This is a genomic window from Streptomyces sp. NPDC031418 (genome assembly GCF_055581605.1).
In genome coordinates this window covers 157,070-182,567 of sequence record NZ_JBVIJC010000013.1, presented here as the reverse complement: position 1 = coordinate 182,567, position 25,498 = coordinate 157,070, and the positions used below count along the sequence as shown (strand labels likewise).

Genomic DNA, 25,498 nt, shown 5'->3' with positions numbered 1-25,498 from the left:
GCTCCGCAGAAGCCGCCTGAACGAGCCGCCACCGCTATGACCTGCGGTGACGTAGATGACCACTGATTCCCCGGCCGCATCCGGCAGCCTCATCCCTATCGGCAGCGGCCGGGGTCCCCCATGCAAGCGCGCACACAGTGCTCACACACCTCGACTTCCCCGAAACAGGCAAACCGCACAACCCCGGCAGGTCAGCGGCTCCCCTTCAGAAACAAACACTTTGACATGCTGGGGGTCATGGCTCACCGTCCGCACCCCGTCCGCGAGAGCGCCCGCTGGCAGATCGATCGTCAACTGGGGCCCGTTGCGAGATGGTCGACGGCGCGGCCTCGCCCCCTTCATGCGACCACTCCTCGGTGCCCGATGCCCTCTGATGGGGCTGTTCAGAGAATTTCGAGCAGATCGGCCACCGGCCGACGTGGGCTCGCGGGGCCTTCGGGGCCGTAGCCGAGCCTGATCACCATCTGGACGTGTGCCATGGACGAGACGGGGTCGCGGACGGCCCACCGGATCTCAGGCCATTCCAGGGGCTGCGAGGTGACCGAGGCGACGAGGTCGTCCGCGGTGGCCTGAAGCAGCACCCGTTCCAGTGCCTGACCGGCCACGAGCCAGTCCACGGGCCCGTCGCGGGCCGTGCCCAGCAGGGCGATGTTCGGGTTCTTCTCGAAGGGCGCCCAGCCACGGCCGGGCATCGGACGACCGACGCCGAAGTCACGCACAGGAACCGAGGTGCCGCGCTGCCGAGGACCGAACGCCTCGCCCGGGATACCGTCGGCCACCCCAGCGGCATGGGGCAGTTCTGTGTGCGTCCAGCGCGCCGTTTCCTCACGCACGTCCGGCGCGCGCGCCTCTCTGTCTTCTGCGTCCCGCACCAGTTCCAGGATCGACTGCGCATGCCATGCGCCGGGGAACAACAGCTGGGCCCCCTCGCCGCGGGCCGCTTCGGACAGCCCCTCCCGCACATCGGCTGGGATCTCCTCGTCCCGGAAGGGCAGCCGACTGGAGTGGCGGCGCCGGATCGCGGGGCCCAGCCGGGCGAGCGCTCCGTCGGGTGGTTCGGTGCCGCACAGATGTACTTCGGCGAGGAAGTCGGGGTAGGCCGAGTCGGGCAGCAGGCGGACCAGCGGCGCCAGGCCCGCCGCCGCGGCTGCCACGCGCAGGTTCAGCAGCGCGGCACCGCAACCGATGTGCAGGCCCCGATTGGCGGGGTCGGTCCGCGGCATGGTGCGTTCCAGGTCGGCGTACAGGCGGAGCACGCCGATGTCCGGCAGGTAGCGGAAGGTCCAGGGCTGTGCGTTGTGCAGGGAGGGCGCTGCGGCGGCGTCCGACACGAGTGCGGTGACGGTGTTCACGTCGAGGGGTTCTGCAGTCATGACGGCTTCCCTTTGTGCCGGACCTGGGTTTCACCCCGGTGCCGGGACGGCGATGACAGGGCAGGCGGCGTGGCGCAACACGCCTTGGCTGACCGAGCCCAGCAACATGCCGGTGAAACCTCCACGGCCCCGGGTTCCCACCACGAGACCCAGTGCATGCGCCGAGGCATCGGTGAGGACTTTGACGGGATGCCCGCGGACCACTTCGTGACGCAGTCGACCTCGGGGAAGCGGGCATGGCGGCCTGCCGCGATCTCGGAGAGCAAGCGGCGGCACTCCTGCTGCGGCTCGCGCTCATCGAAGATCCGGAGCGGTCCGGGCTCCCAGACGAGCAGGGCCCGCAGCTCGGCGCCGCGCAGGGCCGCCTCCTCGAACGCCACGTCGACCGCGGAGCGGAGTGTTCGCTGCCGTCGACGCCGACGACAAAGTAAGCCGGCTCCTGGGTGATGTGTTCCGGCTCGGGAACGACCACCACGGGACATCGAGTATCGGCCATGACCGGCAGGGCCACCGAGTGCGAGCCGAACACCTCCTGCCTGCGGCTCAGGTGCCGAGATCCCAGCACTACGGCGGCGGCGCCGCGACTCTGCTCGCGCAGCACCCGCACGGGGTCGCCCTCCGCGAGCAGAGACCCCACCTCGAACTGTGGGTGCCGGGTCTCGACGAAGACCGCGGCCTCCTCCAGCACCTGCTGGCCGCCTTTGTGCAGCGCCTCGTTCCACTCCTCCCACGACGGTGGGACTTCCCGCCCGCGGTAGCCCCGGGTGGGCATGCCCTCCACATGGACCAGGCGCAACGGCAACCGCCGACGGGCGGCTTCGTCTGCCGCCCAGGCCAGCGCCATCCGATGGCCGGGATCAGGATCGGGACCCACCACGACCGGCCGGTGGTCAACGGGCCCGGACATGGCCGTCTCCGGTCACCGGATGGCGGATGCAGGCATCAGGTCCTGGGACGTACAGGGCCACCGGTCCGCTGTCGGCCCAGCGCACGCCGTAGGGCGGTCTGCCGTCCGGGTGCTGGAGGCCGACGATCTCGCCGTCACGTGCGATGACTCCGGCCGTGGTCCCCCGTACGGCGATCTCGTCGCCCACACGGGCACGCATCGAGGCGCCTGCTGCCTCGATGCCGGTGGTCGGTACGGCCTGATTGCTCTTCCTCAGTGGTGCGGGAGCGGACATCGCCCTCGCCTCCTCCCTGCTGTAGCGCGGAGGGAATGCCGCCACCAATTCCATGGAAGTCTTCGGGGCTGTCGGCCTGACAGGGGCCATTGGTCCCCGTGGCGGCCCTGTCGACCCTCTGCTTGCGCGGGGACGGTCAGTGTGTGTGCGCCGAGAGTGGTAAGGAGCGGGAAGCCGGCGTGTCCGAGGGGACGACGCACTGCTCCGGGGGCAGTCGCGCTTCGAAGTCAGCGCGCACCGAGGCGGTGAGCCGCACAAGAGCCTCGGACCATATCGGCGGGACCGGCTCGGGGTCTTTGATCCGGAGTGCCGGGCCGGGAAGAGCGGCGAGGTCCTCGAGGAATCGCTTGCGGGCATCCCGCCCGTGGTCCGGCGGCCATGTCTGCCGCCCACCGCCCACGACCATGTGCAACAGTGGCTGAGCGGAATGCGGTGGCTCTTCCCCGGCCAGGGCGATCACGTCGGGTCGTCCGGCGCGGCGGAAGACCTGCTTGCGGCCCGGGGCCGTGAGTTTCGCCGAGGACGGTTTCATCCCGGGGTGGCCGGCGTACCCGACGAGCTTGTAGGCGGCGTCCGGTTAAGGGGCCTCGCAGCCACACCCACCTTCGTGCCCACCGGCCCACCGGCCCACCGGGTGACCGGGAAACGTCGAGGTGCCGTGCACGACGGCATCGTGGAGCTGACCGGCCGGATGCCCTCGGCGACACTGGCCCGGCTGGTGGCGGAGGTCGAGGAGATCTCCGACGTGGTCGAGGTGAAGAACCTGCCCACCGCCGCCTGATCCCGGCCGCTCTCAGCGGAAAGGATGATCCTCGACTTCGTGCGAGTCGTGCGGGCCGGATCCGTGCTGGTCCACGTGGGAGGCGAGGACCGCCGCCTGGACGCGGCGCTGCACGCCCAGTGTGGCCAGCAGCCGTGAGATGTGGTTCTTGACGGTCTTCTCGGACAGATACAGCTTCTTGCCGATCTCGCGGTTGGTCAGACCCTCGCCGATCAGTGCGAGAATGTCGCGTTCTCGGGGCGAGAGGCCGGCCAGTTCAGGGGGCAGAGACGGAACCGCGGTCGGGTCCGCACGCAGGGAGTGCATGAGGCGGGCGGTCGTGGCCGGGTCCAGCATCGACTGGCCCGAAGCGACGGTGCGCACCGCCGACACGAGGTCGGAGCCCTTGATCTGCTTCAGCACGTATCCGGACGCCCCGGCCATGATGGCGTCCAGCAGGGCGTCCTCGTCGTCGAAGGACGTCAGCATCAGGCACGCCAGTTCCGGCATCCGGTCGCGCAGCAGGCGGCCCACCGTGATGCCGTCGCCGTCGGGCAGGCGGACGTCGAGCACGGCGACGTGCGGTCGCAGAGCGGGGCCCCGGGTGAGTGCGTGTTCGGCGGTGTCCGCGTCGCCGACCACGGAGATGTCCGGTTCGGCCTCCAGGAGGTCGGCCAGCCCACGTCGTACCACCTCGTGGTCGTCGAGCAGGAACACGCGGATCGGATCCTGCTCGGTGAAGGTGCGTGTCTCGGCCATGGAGACCTCGATTCCGCGAGCGATGGCACGCTGCCGAATGTCCTCGATGCCGATCATCACCTGACGGTGCCCATCGCACCAGGGCCGTCCGGCCCCAGTCACCCTGCGGCGGTAACCCTCCGGCTACTGCGACCGGCTGTCACGCGCGAGGTCGGCGGGCTTCGCCGAACTGCTGGTGCTGGGTTCCCGGCACGCCATGCCGTCCCCGCTGTTCCGGCGGCTGCGCCGCCCGCCCACCCTGGACCTCGACGACATCCAGGCGACCGTGCTGCGGGCCCGGCCCGAGCCCTACTTCGGCACCCACGCGATCCTGGAGATCACCGAACCGGCCGCGGGCAGGGAACTGCTGCGCCGACTGGCGCCGCGGGTGACCTCGGCGGCACGCTGGGACGAACCGCAGCCGTCCTGGCTGGCCCTCGCCCTCAGCTACCAGGGACTGGTCGCACTGGGGCTGCCGGAGACCTCACTGGCCTCCTTCCCGGCCAACTTCCGCGCCGGGATGGCCGCCCGCGCCGAGCGGCTGCGGGACACCGGCGTGAACGCGCCGAACCGCTGGGAGTTCCCCTTCGGCACGCCGCGGGTGCATGTCGCCGTCACGGTGTTTGCCGCGAGCGAGGACGACTGGCGGGCCGAAGTCGCCGCCTACGAAAAGGAACTGGGCGAGGTGCCGGGCGTCCGGCTGCTGTCGCACCAGGACTTCGCGGCCGACGGGTTCAACGTCTTCGGCTACCGGGACGGCTTCAGCCAGCCGGTGGTCGAGGGCAGCGGCGCCGAACCGCTGCCCGGCGACGGACGCCCCATCAGGGCCGGGGAGTTCGTCCTCGGCTACCCGAGCGAGACCGGTGTGCCGCTGCCCGTACCGGCTCCGGACGTCCTGGGCCGCAACGGCACGTACGTCGTCTTCCGCAAGTACCACTCCCACGTCGCGGCCTTCAACAAGTGGCTGCACGACAACGCCTCCACCGAGGCCGAACGCGAGCTGCTGGCCGCCAAGTTGGTCGGCCGCTGGCGCAGCGGCGCACCCCTCGCCCTCTCGCCCGACCGCGACACCCCCGCCATCGGCGCAGACCCGAACCGGATCAACGACTTCGACTACTCCGCCGACCCGCGCGGACTGCGCACCCCGCTCGGCTCCCACATCCGCCGGATGAACCCGCGCGACACCAAGCTCACGGCCCTCACCGACGTCAACATCCGCCGCATCATCCGGCGCGGCACCTCCTACGGCACTCCGCTCCCCCCGGACCGCCTCAAGGACGACGGCCGGCCGCGCGGCCTGGACTTCATCGCCCTCGGCGCCCGCGCCATCGACAACGTCGAGTTCCTCCAGAGCGAATGGGCCGGCTCCGGTAACTTCATGGGCCTGGGCAAGGAGAAGGACCCGATGATCTCGCTCCAGGACAAGGGCGCCTACTTCACCGTGCCCGGGACCCCGCCGCGCCGGGTGCAGAACATCCAGTCCTTCAACACGCTCCTCGGCGGCGAGTACTTCTTCATGCCCAGCCTGTCCGCCATCCGCTGGCTCGGCAGCACCTGACCCCCACCCCACGCGGAGACACGCCCCATGACCTCGTACGTCCGCTACAGCCCCGACCTCGAACAGCCCTTTCCGGACGAGGACGAACTCGTCCGCCAGGTCGTCGCGGCCATGGGCAAGGCCAACCAGCAGGTCGCCGACAAACACCGCCACGGCCTGCGCGACGCCCACGCCAAGAGCCACGGTGTCCTCGCCGGTGAGCTGCGCGTCCAGTCCGACCTGCCCGCCCACCTCGCCCAGGGCCTCTTCGCGGAACCGGCCGTCTACCCGGTGATCGTCCGCTTCTCCTCCGCCCCCGGCGACCTGCGCTCCGACCAGGTGCCCGTCCAGCGCGGCCTCGCGATGAAGGTGATCGGCGCCCCCGGGCCCCGGGCCCTCGACGACGGCTTCACCACCCAGGACCTCCTCCTCGTCAACCACCCCACCCTGCCCTTCGGCAACATCGCCGAGTACGCCAAACTCCAGGGCATCCTGGAGAAACAGCCCGGCCAGAGCGACCAGCAGCTCCAGCTCACCGGCGCGGCCGCCCGCGTGGCCGCCAAGGCCCTCACGCGCGTCGGACGTCCGCTTCCGCCCGCCGTCGAGACCCTGGCCGCGGCCAACGACCACATCCTCGGCGAGACCTTCCACTCCATGGCCGCGCTGCGCTACGGCGACCATGTGGCGAAGATGTCCGCCGCACCCCGCTCGGCGAACGTCAGGGCCCTCACCGGCGTCCACGTCGACAAGAAGGCCGGCGAGTCGGCTCTGCGCGACCTCGTCGTCGACTTCTTCGCACACAACAGCGCCGAGTACGACCTCCGCGCCCAGCTGTGCACGGACATCGAGCGGATGCCGGTGGAGGACGCCTCGGTCCTGTGGCCCGAGGAACTGTCACCGCACCAGACCGTGGCCGTGCTGCATCTGCCCGCCCAGGACGCCTACAGCGACGCCCGCCGCCGCTATGCCGACGACGTCCTCTCCTTCAGCCCCTGGCACGCCCTGGAGGCCCACCGCCCACTGGGCTCGATCATGCGCTCCCGCCGGGCCGCGTACCCCGCCTCCAGTGACTTCCGGCACCGCTTCAACGGCATCGAGCCGCAGGAGCCGTCCGACATCAAGGAGCTGCCCGCCTGACCAGGTCCCGACCGACCCCGGATGCGGCCGCGGGTCGGCCGGGACTCGCGTGCCAGAATGGAGAAGACCGTTCTCCGCTCTGTCTTCTTCGAGGTTCCTTTCGTGTCCCAGCCCGTCGGCCGTGTGCCCCAGCGACGCAACGCACGGTCCAACCGGGCCCGCATCCTGGCCACCGCCCGCCAGGAGCTCGGGCGGAACCCCGACATCACCCTGGAGGAACTCGCCCGCGCCGCCGGTGTCGTACGGCGCACACTGTTCGGGCACTTCCCCGGGCGGGCGGCGCTGCTGGACGCGCTGGCCGAGGAGGCCACCGAGGCGCTCCAGGCCGCCGTCGCGGACGGCGCGGGGGTGACGGAACCGGCCGACCGGGCGCTCGCCCACTCCACGTTGGCGCTCTGGCCCGTGGGCGACCGCTACCGGATGCTCCTGGCGCTGGCCCGAAGGGACCTCGGCATGGACCGTGTCGCCGGGATCCTGGAGCCCGCCCGGGTCAGGGTCACGGCCATCGTGGAGCAGGGACAACGGGACGGCCTCTTCCATACCCAGCTGCCGGCCCCGGTGCTGGGCGCCGGTCTGGAGGCGATGACGATCGCCCTGCTGGAACAGGTCAACACCGGGGCGCTGGAGGACGACGGCACCCGGGTGGCCGTCACCCTGCTCATCGCGGCCGGTGTGCCGGAGAAGCGGGCGCAGATCGTCGTCGACGAGGTGGCCGCCGCCGAGGGGTGAGACCGCCCCTGCACAATCCCTGACAAAAAGAGGGGGGACGGTGCCGGGTGTCCCCTCCCGGCACCGTCCCGGGGCCGTGCGCCGCTCACGGCACGGCCCGTCCTGGGGATGGAGGAGGCCGGAATCGGGGTTCCGGCCTCCGGCGTACGGGGCTCAGGCGCCCACGGTCTCGGTCTGCTCCTCAGCAGCCGGTGCCGCATCTTCCTCACCGTGCTTGCGGCCGGGCAGGACGGCGACGACGATCAGGGTTCCGGCGGCCATGATGATGCCGCCGATGATGCTGGTGTGGGCGATGGCGTGGGCGAAGGACTCGTGCACCGCGCCGAGCAGAGTCTGGGCCTGTTCGGCGCCGCCCCGGGGGTTCTTGGCGACCTGTTCGGCGACCGCGATGCCGCCGCCGACGGAGTCCTTGGCGGTGTCCATGGCGGCGGCCGGGAGGTGGCCGCCGACCAGGTCGGTCAGCTTGTCCTTGTAGGACGTGGCGAGCAGCGAACCGAGGATGGCGATGCCCAGCGAGGCGCCGAGTTCCAGGGCGGTGTCGTTGGCGCCGCCCCCGACGCCCAGCTCCGACTCGGGGAAGGAGCCCATGATGGTGTCGGTGGCCGGGGACAGGCTCAGCCCGATGGCGAAGCCGAGCAGCAGCAGCGGGGCCACGAAGTCGGTGTAGGCGGAGCCGGAGTCGATCCGGCTGAGCAGGAAGACGCCCACGGTGCCGATCACCATGCCGGTGCCGACCACCAGCTTCACGCCGAGCTTCGGAGCCAGCCTGCCGGTGACCGCGGCACCGACGAACACGGACCCGGCCAGCGGCAGCAGGCGGATGCCGGTCTCCAGGGCGTTGTAGCCGAGGACGAACTGGAGGAACTGGGTGGAGTAGTAGATCGAGCCGAAGGTCCCGAAGAAGAAGAACAGCACCGCGAGCATCGCGCCGCTGAAGGGACGCTCGGTGAACTTGCGCACGTCCAGCATGGGGTTGGGGTGCTTCAACTCCCAGGCGACGAAGGCCAGCAGGCCCACGCCGGCGACGACGGCCGCGGTGATCGGGCCGACGCCCCAGCCGAAGTGCGGGCCCTCGATGGTCGCGTAGACCAGGCAGCCGACCGACACGATCGACAGCAGACCGCCGCCGTAGTCGATCCGGCCCATGTTCTCCGCCTTCGACGGCGGCACGAGCAGCAGCGCGCCGATGACGCCGAGGACGGCGAGGGGGACGTTCATCAGGAAGGTGGAGCCCCAGGCGTGGTTCTCCAGCAGCCAGCCGGCGGCCAGCGGGCCGGCGGCGATGGCGAGACCGGAGGTCGCGGACCAGGCGGTGATCGCCCTGGCGCGCTCGGCGCGCGGGAACATCGCGACCAGCAGCGACAGTGTGGCCGGCATGACGACGGCGGCACCGACGCCCATGATCGCGCGGGCGGCGATGACGAGGTTCGTCTCGTCGACCAGGCCGCCCATCACCGAACCGCCGGCGAAGATCAGCAGGCCGAGGACGAGGGCACCGCGGCGACTGTACTTGTCGCCGATCGCGCCCAGCACGAGCATCAGCGCGGCGTAGGGGACGGTGTAGCCGTCAATGACCCACTGAAGGTCACTGCTGCTCAGCCCCAGGTCCTTCGTCATGTCGGGGGCGGCCACGATCAGTGACGTGTTCGCCATGACGACGATCAGCAGGCTCAGGCACAGGACCAGCAGGGCCCACCAGCGCCGGTGGTAGGGCTCCGTCATCTTCTCGACGGGCGTCTTCGCAAAGAGCGGCATGGTCAGGCTCCTCGGCAGGAGGTGAAGCGGAGGCTTCGGGGACGGAATCAAGGGGATCGGTGCGCGCGGGCCAAGAGGACCCGGCGTCGGGGGCCAGTTAATTGCCCATCGATGTGCAGACTAGTTTATTGCTCATCGGTGTGCAACTATCGAGTTGCCCTGCCCCGTCAACCGGAGGTCCGACATGATCCACGCACCCGTGACAGCCGCCTCGGATGTGAGCGCCCCGGCTCGGACCAGGCGGCGCACGATCATCGCCGCTGTGTCCCTCGTGGCCCTGCTGGTCGGCGGAGTCTCGGTCGACCGGATCGCCGCGGCTCGTGCGGAGAGCCGTACGGCCCAGGCGTTCCAGGACGGCATGGGAACCGCCGATCGGCCGTCGGTGCACGTCAGGGGCTTTCCCGTACTGAACCAACTGGCTGCGGGCAGCCTGGACCATGTCGACCTGACCGCCCACGACATTCCGGCCCGCGGCACCACCCGGCCGCTCCCGGTGACGAAGCTGACGGTGGGGATGGACGGGCTGAAGACCTCGGGGAGCGCCGACGAGGCTCACGCGGACGGCGTCACAGCGACTGCGTTCCTGTCGTACGCGGACGTGTCGAACGCGCTCGGCGTGCAGGTGTCACAAGGGGACGAGTCCGGCCGGGTCGACGCGACCGCGAGTCTGCCGCTCGTCGGCGACGTGACCGTGAGCGCGGCCGTCTCGGCGGCCGGCGGCAACCGCATCGCCTTCACGGACGTACGCGCGGAGCAGGGTGAGCCGCCCCCGCCGCTGAAGTCACTCCTCGACAGGGCCCTGGACGAGCCCGTTCCGCTACATATCGTGCCCGAAGGGCTCCGTCTGCGCTCGGTCACCACCGGCGAGGACGGAATCGACGCCCGCTTCACGGGCCGCTCGGTCACCTTCCGCCCGGACGCGTCGTCCGCGTGAGGTCAGGTGGCATCGGGCAAGGGGCGCCGGGCGACCTCGTGCGCTTCGTCCGCGGGCAGGCCCAGCATCCGCAGGACCATCTCGGCGAGGTTGACCGCGGCCTCGTCGCCGTCCGCCTCGGGGCGGGTGAACCGCAGCTCCACCAGGGACAGCAGGGTTCCGCCCAGGGCGGTCAGCGCGACCACGGGGTCGGAAGTGGTGAAGCGGCCGGAGGCGATGCCGACCTGGAGATCACGCAGGGCGCGTCGGGTCAGTCCGTTGTCCGAGTGGATGTGCCCGAGGCCGCGGCGGCGCACGACCTGCATCAGCTCCGGGTGGGAGGCGGCCATGCGGGCGCTGAGCCGGAAGCCGGCCGCGACGTGCTCCGCCGGGTCGTCGATGCCCGTCAGACGCTCGTCGAAGGCCTGCCCGAACTCCTCGAGGGCGTCGACCACCGCCGTCTCGAACAGCTCCGCCTTGGAGTCGAAGTGGTTGTAGAAGGAGCCGAAGCCCACGTCCGCGCGCTCGGCGATCGCCTGGATGCTCGCGGTGGTGTCACCGCTCTCGGCGAGTATCTGCCGGGCCGCTCGCACGAGAGCCCCACGGGTCTCCGCGCGACGCCGCTCGAACCGGTTGCTGGGCGGGGCTGACGTGGACATGCGTGGAGTCTAACGGTTGCCCCGAGGGGATCGCAGTCCTGATGAATTCATCATTTCCTGCGGCGAACTTCTTGACGACGGAACTGTCACAGTTGATGATTTCCTCATTACGGCAATGTTGCTCGGAGGGCACCATGTCTGACATGCACGTCAAGGGGGACGTCATCACGGCCCACCAGGACCTCCACAGCGAGCAGGGCGCCCGGCGCGGCGAACACCCCGGCCGCTCCCGGAACCCCGTGATCAAGGTGGCGGACCTGGCCTGGCTGGAGTTCGAGAAGCCCGACCTGGACCGGGCGGAGGTCTTCGCCCGCGACTTCGGCTTCTCCGTCGCCGCCCGTACCGAGCGCGAGCTGTGGCTGCGGGGTACCTTCGCGGGCTCGCCCTGCATGGTGATCCGACGCGGCCGTACGTCCCGCTTCATCGGCCCGGCGTTCCGCGCCGCCGAGCGGGCCGACCTGGACCGGCTGGCCCGCGCCACCGGATCGTCCGTACGGGACTCCGACGTGCCCGGCGGCGGCAAGGTGGTCGATCTGCTCGACCCGTCGGGCTTCCCGGTCCGGGTCGTGCACTGTGGCGAACAGCTCCCCGCACTGCCGGAACAGCAGCCGCTGCTCCTCAACTTCGGCACGGAGCACCGTCGTACCAACGCCCCCCAGCGGCCGCCGCGCGAGCCGTCCCGCATCCAGCGGCTCGGCCATGTGGTGCTGGAGACACGGGTGTTCGGCCGGGCCCTGGACTGGTACCTGGACACGCTCGGCATGATCGTGTCCGACTTCCTGTTCCTGGACGGACAGCGCGATCGCGGCCCGACGATGGCGTTCATCCGCTGCGACCTGGGCGGTGTGCCCGCCGACCACCACACCCTCGCGATGCACCTGGGGCCGGGCACGGGATACATCCACTCCGCCTACCAGGTCACCGACCTCGACTCCATCGCCACCGGCGGTGAATACCTCAAGGAGCGCGGCTACAAGCGCAGTTGGGGCATCGGCCGGCACATCCAGGGCAGCCAGCTCTTCGACTACTGGCGCGACCCCGACCGCTTCATGCTGGAGCACTTCGCCGACGGCGACCTGTTCTCCAGCGACGTCGAGCCCGGCTGGGCGCCGATGTCCACCAGCGGCCTCGCTCAGTGGGGCCCGCCGGCCACCCGCGACTTCCTCGGCGCGAACCCCTCCCCGCAGCGGGTCCGCGATGTCATCGAGGCCCTGCGCGGCGACAACGAAATGGACCCGGCACGACTGTTCGGCCTGCTCAAGGCCGCCACATCCTGAACCCCCGCACGCGAATCCCTCACAAAGGCACTGACATGAGCACCAATGTCCTGCGCACCGCCGACGGCTGGTGGGTCGTCCGAGGCGACCGAGCCGTCCCCGTCGAGACCAAGGCCGTGACCACGGCAGAACTGCTGGCCGACCGGCCGGCCGTCCGCGAGGCCGCCGCCTCCGGCGAACCGGGCACGCCTGTCGCCGACCTGGTGGCGCTCTCACCGGTCACCACGCCCTGCCGGGTGGTCGCCCAGATGGTCAACTACCGCAGCCACGCCCGCGATTCGGGTTTCAAGGGCGACATCCCGCCCGCCTTCTTCCGCAAGGCGTCCGGCTCCGTCGGCGGCCCCGGTGACACCGTCGTCCGGCCGTCACACGTGAAATTCCTCGACTACGAGATCGAGCTGGGCCTCGTCATGGGCGCGCCCCTGCCCGTCGGCACCGTCGTGGAGGAGCGGGACCTGCCGTCGTACGTCGCCGGACTGGTGATCACCAACGACGTCAGCGCCCGTGAGGTGCAGCTGACCAAGACCCAGTTCTACGAGAGCAAGTCGTACCCCACCTTCACGCCGACCGGTCCGTACCTGGCGTTGCTGGAGCCGGAGGACTTCGCTCATCTCCTCGACCTGCGGCTGAAGTTGAGCGTCAACGGCGAGCTGCGCCAGGACCGCACCCTCGCCGACATGATCGTCCGCCCGGCGCAGGCGCTCACCCTGCTGGCCCGCTTCCAGACCCTGGACGCCGGCGACCTGCTGCTCACCGGTACTCCCGGCGGCACGGCCCTGAAGGCGCCGCCGAAGGCCGTCGAGAAGATCGGCGCGCTGCTGCCCCCGGCGGTGAAGTGGAAGGCCTTCTTCAAGAGCCAGGCCAAGAACCCGCACTACCTGCACCCGGGCGACATGATCACGGCGACGATCGCGACCCCCGACGGCCGCATCGACCTCGGCGAGCAGCGCACGCCCGTCGCGGCCGCGAACTAAACCCCGAGGTGAGCCGCACATGACCGTCGATGAAGCCGCCCGTGTGCCCGTCGTGATCGTCGGGGCCGGGCCGGTGGGCGTGACCGCCGCCCTGCTCCTGGCCCGGCGCGGAGTCCGCAGTGTCGTCCTCGAACGCCACCAGGACGTCTACCCGCTTCCCCGCGCCGTCGCAGCCGACGACGAGATCCACCGGATCCTCCAAGCGGCAGGCGTCGGTGAGCAGTTCGCCGCGATCGCCCGGCCGGCGAAGGGGCTGCGGCTGCTGGACGCCCGGCACCGGGTGATGGCCGAGTTCCGGCGCACCGAGCACGGCCGGCACGGCTACCCGCAGACCAGCATGTTCGACCAGCCCGAGCTGGAGCGCGTACTGCGGAACGCCCTGGCCCGGCGCCCCGAGTGCGCACTGCGCGATGGCGTGGAGGTCACCGGCGTCGGCCCGGACTCCACCGGCCCCGTCCGTGTCACCTACCGCGACGACACCGGCGAGCACGAACTGTGGGCCGACGCGGTCCTCGGCTGCGACGGCGCCAACAGCCTCACCCGCGAAGCCATCGGCGGCGCCTGGGAGGACCTGCGCTTCGAGGAACGCTGGAAGGTCATCGACGTCGACACGACGGGCCCCGTCCGCTGCTGGGAAGGCGTCGACCAGATCTGCGACCCGGTCCGGCCGGCCACCTTCATGCGCGTGAGCGACAACCGCTACCGCTGGGAGTTCCGGCTCGGGGAAGGACAAGAGACGGTCCGTGAGCTGATCGCCCCGTGGCTGCCGCCCACGTACGACGGGGACTTCGAGGTCGTCCGAGAGACACAGTACACCTTCCGGGCCCGCGTCGCCGACCGCTGGCGCCACGGACGCGTCTTCCTGCTCGGCGACGCCGCCCACCTCACCCCGCCGTTCGTCGGGCAGGGCCTGTGCTCGGGACTGCGGGACGCCTACAACCTCACCTGGAAACTCGCCCGCGTCCTCCAACAGGGCGGCGACGAACGGCTGTTGGACACCTACGAGAGCGAACGCAAGCCACACGCACTCCATGTGGTCCGCGTCGCGGTCGCCATGGGCTGGGCCATGACCGGCGGCCAGGACGGCGCCGCCGCGATCCGCCGCAGGGCGCTGGCCGCCGCCTGCCGCATACCCGGCCTGGCCGAGCTGGCCGGCCGCGACCTCAGCCCGCCCCTCACCGCCGGGCCCCTGGTGCGGCGCGGGGTCCGCCGGGGCCTGGCAGGCACGCACTGCCCCCAGCCGTGGGTGAGCGCCGGCGGACGACGTACCCGTCTCGACGAGGCGCTCGGCGACTCCTTCGCCGTGCTGACCGCCACCGAACCCGGACCCTCCCTGACCGCGCTCGCGCACGGTCTCGGCGTGCACGCGGTCCCGGTGGCCGGCCTCGGCGACGACGGCACCCTCGCCGGCTGGCTGCGCGCCGGACGCGCGGACGCCGTCCTGCTGCGGCCCGACCGCGTCGTGATGGACGTCGTCCCCTCGGGCGGCCGCGACTTCACGTCGACCGCCGCCTGGGCCTCCCTGCTGCACACCACACGAACCCCCGTCCCTTCCCCACGGACGGCCCCGCAAAGCCTGTTGAGGAGTACGACGCGATGAGCACGCCCTTCTTCGCCCCCGATCCGCAGACGGCGGCCGCCAGTCGCATCGCGGACTTCGCCCGGCTCCAGGGCGTGGACCCGGAGGACTACGCCGCCCTGCACCGCTGGTCGGTCACCGACCTGGAGGGCTTCTGGGGCGCGGTGTGGGAGTACTTCGACATCGACGCCGCCACCCCCTACGAGCAGGTGCTGGCCGAGGAGCGGATGCCGGGCGCCCGCTGGTTCCCCGGCGCCACCCTCAACTACGCCCACCACGCCCTGCGCAACCTGGCCGACGACGAGGTGGCGATCCTCGCCCTCGACGAGACCGGCTCCGGGTACGAGGTGACCGGCGCCCGGTTGCGTGCCCTGGTGGCATCCGTGGCCGCCACCCTGCGCGACCTCGGCGTCGGCAGGGGCGACCGGGTCGTCGGCTATCTGCCCAACACCCCGCACGCCATCGTCACGTTCCTCGCCGCCGCGAGCCTGGGCGCCGTCTGGTCGGTGTGCGGCCAGGACTACGCCCCCCAGGCCGCCGCCGACCGCTTCGCCCAGCTCGAACCCACCGTCCTCGTCGCCGCCGACGGCTACCTCTTCAACGGAACCACCCACGACCGCCGCGAAGCCGTCCTCGAACTCGCCCATGCCCTCCCCACGGTGAAGGCGACCGTGCTGGTGAGCCACATGGGCCTGCCCTGGCCGCCGCAGGCCTACCCGTCGCCGGTCGTCCCCTGGGAGGACGCCTCCACCCGCACCGAGGAACTCGCCTGTGTGCCGGTCCCGTTCGACCACCCGCTGTGGGTCGTCTTCTCCTCCGGCACCACCGGCCTGCCCAAGGGCATCGTCCACGGCCACGGCGGCGTGCTCCTGGAGCACCTGAAAACCCTGGGACTCCACTCGGACCTGGGCCCCGGCGACCGCCTCCTCTGGTACACCACCACCCACTGGATGATGTGGAACCTGGTCGCCTCCACCCTCCTCACCGGCGCCACCACCTGCACCTACGACGGCAGCCCCGTCCCCTTCGCCAAGCCCGACGCGCTGTGGGAACTGGCCGCCCGCCACCGGGTCACCGTCTTCGGCACCAGCCCCCAGTACCTGCTGGGCATGGCCAAGTTCGGCATCGACCCCGCCGTGCACGACCTCTCGTCGATCCGGGTGGTCGGCTGCACCGGCTCCGCGCTGCCGGCCTCCGCCTATCCCTGGGTCCGGGAACACGTCGGCGACCGGGTACTGCTGGCCTCGATCAGCGGCGGCACGGACGTCGTGTCCGGCTTCGCGGGCAGCGCGCCCACCACCCCCGTCTGGGCCGGAGAGTTGTCGGCCCCGCACCTGGGCGTGGCGCTGGCGGCGTACGACGCCGAGGGCTTCCCCGTCATCGACCGGGTCGGCGAGCTGGTCGTCACGCGCCCCATGCCCTCGATGCCGCTGTACTTCTGGAACGACCCGGAGGGCACCCGCTACCGCGACGCCTACTTCGGCTCCTACCCCGGTGTGTGGCGGCACGGCGACTGGATCACGGTCACGGGGCACGGCTCGGTGATCGTCCACGGCCGCTCCGACTCCACGCTGAACCGCAACGGCGTACGGCTGGGCAGCGCCGACATCCACGACATCGTCGAACGTCTCCCCGAGATCGCCGAGGCCCTGGTCATCGGCGCGGAGGAACCCGACGGCGGCTACTGGATGCCGCTGTTCGTGGTCCCGGCGGCGGGCGTCGAACTCGACGGCACCCTCCGGGAGCGGATCAAGGACGCCATCCGAACCGGCGCATCACCCCGCCACGTCCCCGACGAGATCCTCGAAGCGCCGGGCATCCCGCACACCCGCACCGGCAAGAAGCTGGAGGTCCCGGTCAAGCGACTGCTCCAGGGCGCCCCGGTCGAGCAGGTCGTCAACCCCGCCACCGTGGACAACCCGGAACTCATCGGCTTCTACGTCCAGGTGGGCGCCGAGCGCCGCAAGGGCGGGTCCGACTCGTTCTGACGGTGCGCCCACAGCAGCAGCGTCATTGGCCATGAGGAGACTGCGGAGCGCTCTCGGGTGCATGATCCAGCGGCGCTCCGGGGAGGACGCGGGCATGGGCGACCCCGGGCTGTTCACACCGCGCTCCGTGACCTGGCAGATGCACGGCGACCCGATGATGTGGGTCGCCGGCGTCCGCGCGCTCTACCTCCAGGCCCTGCACCCGCGCGCCGTCCGGGGCGTGTTCCAGAACTCCGACTTCCGCCGCGACGCCTGGGGCCGGCTGATGCGCACCGCCGACTTCGTCGGCACGACCACCTACGGCACGACCGAGGCCGCCGAACGCGCAGGCGCCCGCGTCCGGAAGATCCACAGCATGCTGAGCGCGACCGACCCGGACACCGGAGAGCGGTACGGCGTCGACGAACCCGCACTGCTGCTGTGGGTGCACTGCGCGGAGATCGACTCCTATCTGCACGTGCTGCGCCGCTCCGGCTACCCGCTCACCGACACCCAGGCCGACCGGTACATCGCCGAACACCGCGTCAGCGCCCGCCTGGTGGGGCTCGACCCGCGGACCGTACCGGCGAGCCGGGCGGAACTGGCCGCCTACTTCGAGAAGACCCGCCCGGAACTGGCCGCGGGATCCGAGGCCCGGGCGGTGGACGACTTCCTGCTCCACCCGCCGACGCACCCCCTCCTCGTACCGGCCCGCGAGGTCCTGTGGCGGCGCGTGGCGCAGCTGGCGTACGCCGCTCTGCCGCCGTACGCCCATGAGCTGTACGGCAGACCGGCCCCCGAGCCGGCCGTCGTCACCCGCCGGCTGCGCACCACCGGGAGCCTGCTGCGCCGCATTCCGGCACATCTGCGCTGGCAGCTCCCGCCCAAACACATCCTGCGGGCCATGGAGCGGCTCGGCCCGCAGGCCCGCCCCGCACCGTACAAAGCCGGGCGATAGACCGCCGTACTGGGCCGTCAGGGGGTGGCGATGCCGCACCGGCCCCCGGCACCGGGACAGGAAGCCGCACGCTTCTGGCCGCGGCCGATCACCACGTGTTACGAAGAACCATGCCTGCCCACGAGGGAACCCGCGCCTACGACACCGTCATCGTCGGCGGCGGCCACAACGGTCTGGTCGCCGCCGCCTACCTGGCCCGCGCCGGCCGCTCCGTGCTGGTCCTGGAACGCCTGGACCACACCGGCGGCGCCGCCGTCTCCACCCGCCCGTTCGCCGGCGTCGACGCCCGCCTGTCGCGCTACTCCTACCTGGTCAGCCTGCTGCCCCGGAAGATCGTGCGGGATCTCGGGCTGGACTTCCGGGTCCGCGCCCGCACCATCTCGTCGTACACCCCGGCGGTACGCGACGGGCGGCCCACCGGTCTGCTCGTCGGCGGTGGCGAGCGGCGCACCCGGGAGGCCTTCGCCCGGCTCACCGGCGGCGAGCGCGAGTACGCCGCATGGCAGCGCTTCTACGGCATGACCGGCCACGTCGCCCAGCGAGTTTTCCCCACCCTCACCGAGCCCCTGCCCACCCGCGACGAGCTGCGCCGCCGTATCGACGACGAGGCCGCCTGGCGGGCCCTGTTCGAGGAGCCGATCGGCATCACTGTCGAGGAGCGCTTCGAGGACGACCTGGTCCGCGGGGTGGTGCTCACCGACGCCCTCATCGGCACCTTCGCCGACGCCCACGACCCCTCCCTCGCCCAGAACCGCTGCTTCCTCTACCACGTCATCGGCGGCGGAACCGGCGCCTGGGACGTGCCCGTCGGCGGCATGGGCGCCCTCACCGACGCGCTCGCCGCGGCCGCCCGTACGGCCGGGGCGGTCATCGCCACCGGACACGAGGCCGTACGGATCGACACCGACGGACAGCGCGCCGAGGTCACCTACCGCACCGCCGACGGCGAGGGCGTCGCCGCCGCCCGGCACGTTCTGGTGGGCGCCTCCCCGCAGGCCCTGGCCGCACTCACCGGGGACCCGGCGCCGGAGCCCGCCGAGGGCGCCCAGCTCAAGGTCAACATGCTCCTGAAGCGGCTGCCCGCGCTCCGCGACCCCGCCGCCGACCCCCGTGAGGCCTTCGCCGGCACCTTCCACATCGCCGAGGGCTACCGGCAACTCGCCACCGCCCATACCCAGGCCGCCGCCGGTGAACTCCCCGCCGCACCGCCCTCGGAGATCTACTGCCACTCCCTGACCGACCCCACCATCCTCGGCCCCGACCTCGCCGCCCGCGGCTACCAGACGCTCACCCTGTTCGGCCTGCACACCCCGGCCCGGCTCTTCGACCGGGACAACGACGCCGCGCGCGAGGCCCTGCTGAAGTCCACCCTCGCCCAGCTCGACGCCCATCTCGCCGAACCGCTCGCCGACTGCCTGGCCACCGACGCCGACGGCCGCCCCTGCATCGAGGCGAAGACCCCGCTCGACCTCGAGCGGGACCTCGGGCTGCCCGGCGGCAACATCTTCCACCGAGCCCTGTCCTGGCCGTACGCCCAGGAGGGCACCGGCCGTTGGGGCGTGGAGACCCGGCACGCCAACGTGCTGCTGTGCGGCGCGGGCGCGGTGCGTGGGGGAGGTGTGAGCGGAGTGCCGGGGCACAACGCGGCGATGGCGGTGCTGGAGGCGGCCGTGTGACGCGACGGCGCCCGCTGCACTGTCCGGACGAAGGAATCTGACGATACGTCAGAAAAAGCCTTCCGTCGTCCGGACGGCTGCGGCATCCTGCGCCCATGCAGACGGAGCTGAGCAAGAAACTGGGAGTCGAGCACGCCGTCTTCGGCTTCACGCCGTTCCCCGCCGTCGCCGCGGCCATCAGCCGGGCCGGCGGCTTCGGAGTGCTCGGCGCGGTCCGCTACACCGCCCCCGGCGACCTCAAGCGCGATCTCGACTGGCTCGACGCGCACGCCGGGGGCCGGCCCTACGGGCTGGACGTGGTCATGCCGGCCAAGAAGGTCGATGGCGTCACCGAGGCCGACGTCGAGGCGATGATCCCGGAGCGGCACCGGCAGTTCGTGCGCGACACCCTCGCCCGGCACGGCGTCCCCGAACTGGCCGAGGGCGAGGCGTCAGGCTGGCGCATCACCGGCTGGATGGAACAGGTCGCCCGCAGCCAGCTCGACGTCGCCTTCGACTATCCGATCAGGCTGCTCGCCAACGCCCTCGGCTCCCCGCCCGCCGATGTCGTCGCCCGCGCCCACGACCGGGACATCCCGGTCGCCGCGCTCGCGGGCAGCGCCCGGCACGCCCGCAAGCACCAGGAGGCGGGCATCGACATCGTCGTCGCCCAGGGCTACGAGGCCGGCGGCCACACCGGCGAGATCGCCACGATGGTGCTCACCCCCGAGATCGTGGAGGCCGTCGACCCGCTGCCCGTCCTGGCCGCCGGGGGCATCGGCAGCGGCCCGCAGGTGGCGGCCGCCCTCAGCCTCGGCGCCCAAGGTGTGTGGCTGGGCTCCATATGGCTGACCACCACAGAAGCGGACCTCCACTCAACCGCGCTGACCCGCAAGCTGCTCGCCGCCGGCTCCGGGGACACCGTCCGCTCCCGCGCGCTGACCGGCAAGCCCGCACGCCAGCTGCGCACCGCGTGGACCGACGCCTGGGAGGACCCGGCCGGCCCCGGCACCCTGCCCATGCCGCTCCAGGGCCTGCTGGTGGCCGAGGCGCTCTCCCGCATCCAGAAGCACGAGGTCGAGCCGCTGCTCGGCACGCCCGTCGGGCAGATCGTCGGCCGGATGACCGGCGAACGCAGCGTCCAGGCCGTCATGGACGACCTCACCCGCGGCTTCGAACGGGCCGTGGACCGCATCAACCGCATCGCCGGAAGGAGCTGACGGCCATGACCACGCCCCCCGCCGGATTCTGGGCCCAGGCCGCCCAGGACCCCGGCCGCACCGTCCTCGTCGCCCCCGACGGGCAGGAGTGGACCGCCGGCCGGCTGCACTCCGCCGCCAACCGGCTCGTCCACGGACTGCGCGCGGCCGGACTGGAACGCGGCGACGCGTTCGCCGTCGTCCTGCCCAACGGCGCCGAGTTCCTCACCGCCTATCTCGCCGCTACCCAGGCCGGCCTCTACCTCGTCCCCGTCAACCACCACCTGACCGGCCCCGAGATCGCCTGGATCGTCGCCGACTCGGGCGCCAAGGTGCTCATCGCCCACGAGCGGTACGGCCCGGCGGCCCGCGCCGCCGCCGACGAGGCGGGCCTCCCGGCCGGGCACCGGTACGCGGTCGGCGAGGCCGACGGCTTCCGGCCGTACCGCCGACTCCTGGACGGACAGCCGGAGTCGGCACCCGTCGGCCGGGAGCTCGGCTGGGTCATGAACTACACCTCCGGTACGACGGGACGCCCGCGCGGCATCCGCCGCCCGCTGCCCGGCAAGGCCCCCGAAGAGGCCTATCTGGGCGGCTTCCTCGGCATCTTCGGCATCAAGCCGTACGACGGCAACGTCCACCTGGTCTGCTCGCCGCTCTACCACACGGCGGTCCTCCAGTTCGCCGGTGCCTCGCTGCACATCGGCCACCGCCTGGTGATGATGGACAGGTGGACGCCCGAGGAGATGCTCCGGCTCATCGACACCCACCGGTGCACCCACACCCATATGGTGCCGACCCAGTTCCACCGGCTGCTCGCCCTCCCCGAGGACGTGCGCGCCCGCTACGACGTCTCCTCCCTGCGCCACGCCATCCACGGCGCCGCGCCCTGCCCGGACCATGTGAAACGGGCCATGATCGACTGGTGGGGGCAGTGCGTGGAGGAGTACTACGCGGCCAGCGAGGGCGGCGGCGCCTTCGCCACCGCCGAGGACTGGCTGAAGAAGCCGGGCACGGTCGGCAGGGCCTGGCCGATCAGCGAACTCGCGGTCTTCGACGACGACGGCCACCGGCTTCCGCCCGGCCGGCTCGGCACCGTCTACATGAGGATGACCACCGGCGGCTTCTCCTACCACAAGGACCGGACCAAGACCCGCAACAACCGCATCGGCGACTTCTTCACCGTCGGCGACCTCGGCTATCTGGACGAGGACGGCTACCTCTTCCTCCGCGACCGCAAGATCGACATGATCATCTCCGGCGGGGTGAACATCTACCCGGCCGAGATCGAGTCCGTCCTCCTCTCCCACCCGGCGGTCGCCGACGCGGCCGCCTTCGGCATCCCGCACGACGACTGGGGAGAGGAGGTCAAGGCCGTGGTCGAACCGGCCCCCGGCCACACCCCCGGCCCCGGCCTGGCCGCCGCCCTGCTCGACCACTGCGCCGAGCGGCTCGCCGGCTACAAGCGGCCGCGCAGCGTCGACTTCGTCGCCGAACTGCCCCGCGACCCCAACGGCAAGCTGTACAAGCGGCGGCTGCGCGACCCCTACTGGGAGGGACGCGCCCGCCAGGTGTGACGGACGCCGGGGCGAGAGCCGCCCGCCGGGGTGCTTGACCGGCCGGTCCGGCGGCCGCAGGATCGGCTGTCATGAGGCAGGGACACGGCAGCACGGTCGACGGGGTGCTGCGGCGCAGCGCCCGCCGCACCCCGGCGCGCGTCGCGCTGGAGTACCGCGAGCGGACCTGGACGTACGAGGAACTGGACGACGCCGTCTCGCGCGCCGCCGCCCTGCTGCTCGCCGAGGGCCCCGCCCCCGGCGACCGGGTCGCCGCCTACGGCCACAACTCCGACGCCTATCTGATCGGCTTCCTCGCCTGCGCCCGCGCGGGCCTGGTCCATGTGCCCGTCAACCAGAACCTCACCGGGGACGACCTGGCCTATCTCATCGGCCAGTCGGGCAGCACCCTGGTCCTCACCGACCCGGACCTCGCCGCCCGACTGCCGGGCGGCGTCCGGGCGTTGCCCTTCCGCGACACCGAGGACTCCCTCCTCGCCCGGCTCGCGGACACACCGCCGTACGACGGTCCGGAACCCCGCACCGAGGACCTGGTGCAACTGCTGTACACCTCCGGTACGACCGCGCTGCCCAAGGGCGCGATGATGACCCACCGGGCGCTGGTGCACGAGTACCTCAGCGCCATCACGGCCCTCGATCTGAGCGCCGGCGACCGCCCCGCGCACGCCCTGCCGCTGTACCACTCGGCGCAGATGCATGTGTTCCTGCTGCCCTACCTCGCGGTCGGCGCGACGAACATCATCCTGGAGGCACCGGACGGGGACCTGCTGTTCGACCTGGTCGAAACCGGCCGCGTGGACAGCCTGTTCGCGCCGCCCACGGTGTGGATCGGGCTGGCGGGACGGCCCGACTTCGCGACCCGCGACCTCGACGGCCTGCGCAAGGCGTACTACGGCGCCTCCATCATGCCGGTCCCCGTGCTGGAACGGCTGCGCGCCCGGCTGCCCCGGCTCGCCTTCTACAACTGCTTCGGCCAGAGCGAGATCGGCCCCCTGGCCACCGTGCTCGGCCCGGATGAACACGAGGGCCGGCTCGACTCCTGCGGCCGGCCCGTGCTGTTCGTCGACGCCCGGGTGGTGGACGACAAGGGCGAGGACGTGCCCGACGGCACCCCGGGCGAGATCGTCTACCGCTCGCCGCAGCTGTGCGAGGGCTACTGGGACAAGCCCGAGGAGACCGCCGAGGCCTTCCGGGACGGCTGGTTCCACTCCGGCGACCTCGCGGTGCGCGACGGCGAGGGCTACCTCACCATCGTGGACCGGGTGAAGGACGTCATCAACTCCGGCGGTGTGCTGGTCGCTTCACGCCAGGTCGAGGACGCCCTGTACACCCATGAGGCGGTCGCCGAGGCCGCGGTGATCGGCCTGCCCGACGAGCGGTGGATCGAGGCGGTCACGGCGGTGGTCGTGCGGCGCGGCGAGGTGACGGAGGAACAGCTCATCGCGCACGTAAGGGAGAAGCTCACCCCCTTCAAGGCGCCCAAACGCGTTCTGTTCGTCGACGAACTGCCCCGCAACGCCAGCGGCAAGATCCTCAAACGCCGGCTGCGCGACCGCTTCGGCGGCTCATGACGGTCACTCGGGGTCGCGCGGGCGCAGGTCCACGATGCGGCGGATCTTGCCGACGGACCGCTCCAGCGACTCCGGGTCCACGATCTCCACGTCCACGGACACCCCGATGCCGTCCTTCACGGCCGCGGTGATCGCGCCGGCCGCCGCCTGCCGTACCTCCGCCGGTGCGTCCGGCCGGGCCTCGGCCCGCACGGTCAGCCGGTCCAGCCGGCCCTCACGGGTCAGCCGGAGCTGGAAGTGCGGCGCCACCCCGGGCGTGCGCAGCACGATCTCCTCGATCTGGGTGGGGAACAGGTTCACCCCGCGCAGGATCACCATGTCGTCGCTGCGGCCGGTGACCTTCTCCATCCGCCGGAACGCCCGGGCCGTGCCGGGCAGCAGCCGGGTCAGATCCCGGGTGCGGTAGCGGACGATCGGCATGGCCTCCTTCGTCAGCGAGGTGAACACCAGCTCGCCCCGCTCGCCCTCCGGCAGCACCTCGCCGGTGACCGGATCGACCACCTCCGGGTAGAAGTGGTCCTCCCACACGGTCAGGCCGTCCTTGGTCTCCGCGTACTCCTGCGCCACACCGGGGCCGATCACCTCGGACAGCCCGTAGATGTCGACCGCGTCGATCGCGAACCGCTCCTCGATCTCCCGCCGCATCTGCTCGGTCCACGGCTCGGCCCCGAAGACCCCGACGCGCAGCGAGGTGCCGCGCGGGTCCACGCCCTGCCGCTCGAACTCGTCCAGCAGCGTCAGCATGTACGACGGGGTCACCATGATGACAGCCGGTTCCAGATCCTGGATCAGCTGCACCTGCCGGGCCGTCATACCGCCGGACGCCGGGACGACCGTACAGCCCAGGCGCTCGGCACCGTAGTGTGCGCCCAGCCCACCGGTGAACAGGCCATAGCCGTAGGCCACATGGACGACGTCACCGGCCCGGCCGCCCGCCGCCCGCAGCGAGCGCGCCACCATGTCGGCCCACATGGAAAGGTCGTTGTCGGTGTAGCCGACCACCGTGGGGCGGCCGGTGGTCCCGCTGGAGGCGTGGATACGTCGGATCCGCTCACGGGGTACGGCGAACATCCCGTACGGGTAGTTCTCGCGCAGGTCGGCCTTGGTGGTGAAGGGGAAGCGGGCGAGGTCGGCCAGCGAGCGGCAGTCCTCCGGACGGACGCCGGCCTTGTCGAAGGAGTCACGGTAGAACGGCACATGGTCGTAGGCGTGCCGCAGCGAGGAGCGCAGCCGCTCCAGCTGGAGCACCCGCAGCTCCTCTGCCCCGAGCCGCTCACCCGCGTCACGCAGGTCCGTCGCATCCGCCGCATCCGTCATGGGGACGCCTCCCTTGCCATCCTCGCATACCGGACAACCGATCATTCGGTCGCCCTGTCGCTGGCCAGTAACGCAGGCCACCGCGCTCCGAGGCAAGGGGTCTGGACGGAATGCCCCGGTGATCCCGACGCGACCGGACGGCTGGATCGGTAGGGTCGACGATCATGAGTGACGCATGGAAGAGGGACCGGATCGGCAGCGCGCTGCGCGGTGAGAATCCCACGGTGCTCCGGAGGCTGGACGCGGGGTTCGCGGTCATCGGGGACGTCCAGTTCCTGCCGGGGTACTCGGTGCTCCTGGCGGACGACCCGTCGGTGCGCCGGCTGTCGGAACTGCCCAGGAGCAGGCGGCTGGCCTTTCTGTCCGACATGGACAGGCTCGGCGAGGCCGTCGAGCGTGCCTGTGCGCGGCTGGACCCCGGCTTCCGGCGGGTCAACCTGGAGATCCTGGGGAACACGGACCCGTTTCTGCACGCGCACGTGTGGCCGCGGTTCGACTGGGAGCCGGATCATCTGGTCGGGAAGCCGGTGTGGCTGTATCCGGCGGAGACGTGGGGCGACAGCCGCTCCGCGCTGGGTCCGCAGCACTCGGCCTGGCGCGAGGCGATCTGTGCGGAGTTGGACCGGCTCGCGGGCTGACGTC

General features: G+C 71.6%; 21 protein-coding genes and 1 pseudogene. 15 read left to right on the top strand and 7 right to left on the bottom strand.

Annotation, left to right across the window (positions count from 1 at the left end; translation table 11 throughout):
- Positions 1-383: 383 nt before the first annotated feature.
- The 3 genes and pseudogenes from ACZ5CZ_RS21340 to ACZ5CZ_RS21330 form a co-directional block, all read right to left on the bottom strand.
- Complete coding sequence (locus tag ACZ5CZ_RS21340; protein ID WP_468944954.1) at positions 384-1,373, bottom strand: Acg family FMN-binding oxidoreductase; 990 nt, start codon at positions 1,371-1,373, stop codon at positions 384-386.
- A gap of 30 nt (positions 1,374-1,403) precedes the next feature.
- Positions 1,404-2,280 (bottom strand): annotated as a pseudogene (locus ACZ5CZ_RS21335) (universal stress protein).
- Positions 2,264-2,554: a DUF1918 domain-containing protein gene (locus ACZ5CZ_RS21330; RefSeq protein WP_468944951.1), complete on the bottom strand. Its 291-nt coding sequence runs from the start codon at positions 2,552-2,554 to the stop codon at positions 2,264-2,266. Before ACZ5CZ_RS21330 ends, ACZ5CZ_RS21335 begins: the two are co-directional and overlap by 17 nt.
- Positions 2,555-3,212: 658 nt before the next feature.
- Between ACZ5CZ_RS21330 and ACZ5CZ_RS21325 the strand changes: the two genes are divergently transcribed.
- A complete protein-coding gene (locus ACZ5CZ_RS21325; RefSeq protein WP_468944948.1) occupies positions 3,213-3,335 on the top strand; it encodes a hypothetical protein in 123 nt (40 codons plus the stop codon).
- Positions 3,336-3,347: 12 nt separating this feature from the next.
- Here the strand turns inward: ACZ5CZ_RS21325 and ACZ5CZ_RS21320 are convergent, their stop codons facing one another.
- Positions 3,348-4,073: a response regulator gene (locus ACZ5CZ_RS21320; protein ID WP_385841163.1), complete on the bottom strand. Its 726-nt coding sequence runs from the start codon at positions 4,071-4,073 to the stop codon at positions 3,348-3,350.
- A 196-nt stretch (positions 4,074-4,269) separates the two neighbouring features.
- Between ACZ5CZ_RS21320 and ACZ5CZ_RS21315 the strand changes: the two genes are divergently transcribed.
- From ACZ5CZ_RS21315 to ACZ5CZ_RS21305, 3 genes are all read left to right on the top strand, one after another.
- Positions 4,270-5,610, top strand: coding sequence for a Dyp-type peroxidase (locus ACZ5CZ_RS21315; protein WP_468944945.1), 1,341 nt, complete (start codon positions 4,270-4,272; stop codon positions 5,608-5,610).
- 27 nt (positions 5,611-5,637) lie between these two features.
- Positions 5,638-6,726, top strand: coding sequence for a catalase family protein (locus ACZ5CZ_RS21310; RefSeq protein ID WP_468944943.1), 1,089 nt, complete (start codon positions 5,638-5,640; stop codon positions 6,724-6,726).
- 102 nt (positions 6,727-6,828) lie between these two features.
- A complete protein-coding gene (locus ACZ5CZ_RS21305) occupies positions 6,829-7,455 on the top strand; it encodes a TetR/AcrR family transcriptional regulator (RefSeq protein WP_468944940.1) in 627 nt (208 codons plus the stop codon).
- Positions 7,456-7,608: 153 nt separating this feature from the next.
- On the opposite strand, the gene ACZ5CZ_RS21300 is transcribed toward ACZ5CZ_RS21305, so the two are convergent.
- A complete protein-coding gene (locus tag ACZ5CZ_RS21300) occupies positions 7,609-9,210 on the bottom strand; it encodes an MFS transporter (RefSeq protein ID WP_385841158.1) in 1,602 nt (533 codons plus the stop codon).
- 262 nt (positions 9,211-9,472) lie between these two features.
- Here ACZ5CZ_RS21300 and ACZ5CZ_RS21295 point away from each other — a divergent pair, with 262 nt between their 5' ends.
- Positions 9,473-10,144 carry an LmeA family phospholipid-binding protein gene (locus ACZ5CZ_RS21295; protein ID WP_468944937.1) on the top strand — a complete coding sequence of 224 codons (672 nt, stop codon included), beginning with the start codon at positions 9,473-9,475 and terminating at the stop codon, positions 10,142-10,144.
- A 2-nt stretch (positions 10,145-10,146) separates the two neighbouring features.
- Here ACZ5CZ_RS21295 and ACZ5CZ_RS21290 read toward each other — a convergent pair whose 3' ends face one another.
- Positions 10,147-10,782: a TetR/AcrR family transcriptional regulator gene (locus tag ACZ5CZ_RS21290; protein WP_468944934.1), complete on the bottom strand. Its 636-nt coding sequence runs from the start codon at positions 10,780-10,782 to the stop codon at positions 10,147-10,149.
- 134 nt (positions 10,783-10,916) lie between these two features.
- Between ACZ5CZ_RS21290 and ACZ5CZ_RS21285 the strand changes: the two genes are divergently transcribed.
- The 9 genes from ACZ5CZ_RS21285 to ACZ5CZ_RS21245 all read left to right on the top strand — a co-directional run bounded on the left by ACZ5CZ_RS21285 (position 10,917) and on the right by ACZ5CZ_RS21245 (position 23,539).
- On the top strand, positions 10,917-12,059 hold the full coding sequence (locus tag ACZ5CZ_RS21285) for a VOC family protein (RefSeq protein WP_385841155.1): 1,143 nt from the start codon (positions 10,917-10,919) through the stop codon (positions 12,057-12,059).
- Positions 12,060-12,094: 35 nt separating this feature from the next.
- Entirely contained in the window at positions 12,095-13,033 is a 939-nt protein-coding gene (locus ACZ5CZ_RS21280) for a fumarylacetoacetate hydrolase family protein (protein WP_385841154.1), read from the top strand.
- Positions 13,034-13,052: 19 nt separating this feature from the next.
- Positions 13,053-14,633 carry a bifunctional 3-(3-hydroxy-phenyl)propionate/3-hydroxycinnamic acid hydroxylase MhpA gene (gene mhpA, locus ACZ5CZ_RS21275; RefSeq protein ID WP_468944930.1) on the top strand — a complete coding sequence of 527 codons (1,581 nt, stop codon included), beginning with the start codon at positions 13,053-13,055 and terminating at the stop codon, positions 14,631-14,633.
- Complete coding sequence (locus tag ACZ5CZ_RS21270) at positions 14,630-16,600, top strand: acetoacetate--CoA ligase (RefSeq protein WP_468944927.1); 1,971 nt, start codon at positions 14,630-14,632, stop codon at positions 16,598-16,600. The genes mhpA and ACZ5CZ_RS21270 overlap by 4 nt, the downstream gene beginning before the upstream one ends.
- Before the next feature lie 94 nt (positions 16,601-16,694).
- Positions 16,695-17,537 carry an oxygenase MpaB family protein gene (locus ACZ5CZ_RS21265; protein ID WP_468945079.1) on the top strand — a complete coding sequence of 281 codons (843 nt, stop codon included), beginning with the start codon at positions 16,695-16,697 and terminating at the stop codon, positions 17,535-17,537.
- Between the two features lie 110 nt (positions 17,538-17,647).
- Entirely contained in the window at positions 17,648-19,213 is a 1,566-nt protein-coding gene (locus ACZ5CZ_RS21260; protein WP_385841151.1) for a phytoene desaturase family protein, read from the top strand.
- A 95-nt stretch (positions 19,214-19,308) separates the two neighbouring features.
- The gene (locus ACZ5CZ_RS21255; RefSeq protein WP_468944923.1) at positions 19,309-20,412 is read left to right on the top strand and encodes an NAD(P)H-dependent flavin oxidoreductase; all 1,104 of its coding nucleotides are present in this window, start codon (positions 19,309-19,311) and stop codon (positions 20,410-20,412) included.
- Positions 20,413-20,417: 5 nt separating this feature from the next.
- Positions 20,418-21,968 carry an acyl-CoA synthetase gene (locus ACZ5CZ_RS21250; protein WP_468944920.1) on the top strand — a complete coding sequence of 517 codons (1,551 nt, stop codon included), beginning with the start codon at positions 20,418-20,420 and terminating at the stop codon, positions 21,966-21,968.
- Between the two features lie 71 nt (positions 21,969-22,039).
- Positions 22,040-23,539 (top strand): acyl-CoA synthetase, encoded by a 1,500-nt coding sequence (locus ACZ5CZ_RS21245; RefSeq protein WP_468944918.1) that lies wholly within the window; start codon positions 22,040-22,042, stop codon positions 23,537-23,539.
- Positions 23,540-23,542: 3 nt separating this feature from the next.
- Here ACZ5CZ_RS21245 and paaK read toward each other — a convergent pair whose 3' ends face one another.
- A complete protein-coding gene (gene paaK / locus ACZ5CZ_RS21240; protein WP_468944915.1) occupies positions 23,543-24,856 on the bottom strand; it encodes a phenylacetate--CoA ligase PaaK in 1,314 nt (437 codons plus the stop codon).
- Positions 24,857-25,020: 164 nt separating this feature from the next.
- Here paaK and ACZ5CZ_RS21235 point away from each other — a divergent pair, with 164 nt between their 5' ends.
- On the top strand, positions 25,021-25,494 hold the full coding sequence (locus ACZ5CZ_RS21235) for an HIT family protein (RefSeq protein WP_468944913.1): 474 nt from the start codon (positions 25,021-25,023) through the stop codon (positions 25,492-25,494).
- Positions 25,495-25,498: the final 4 nt, after the last annotated feature.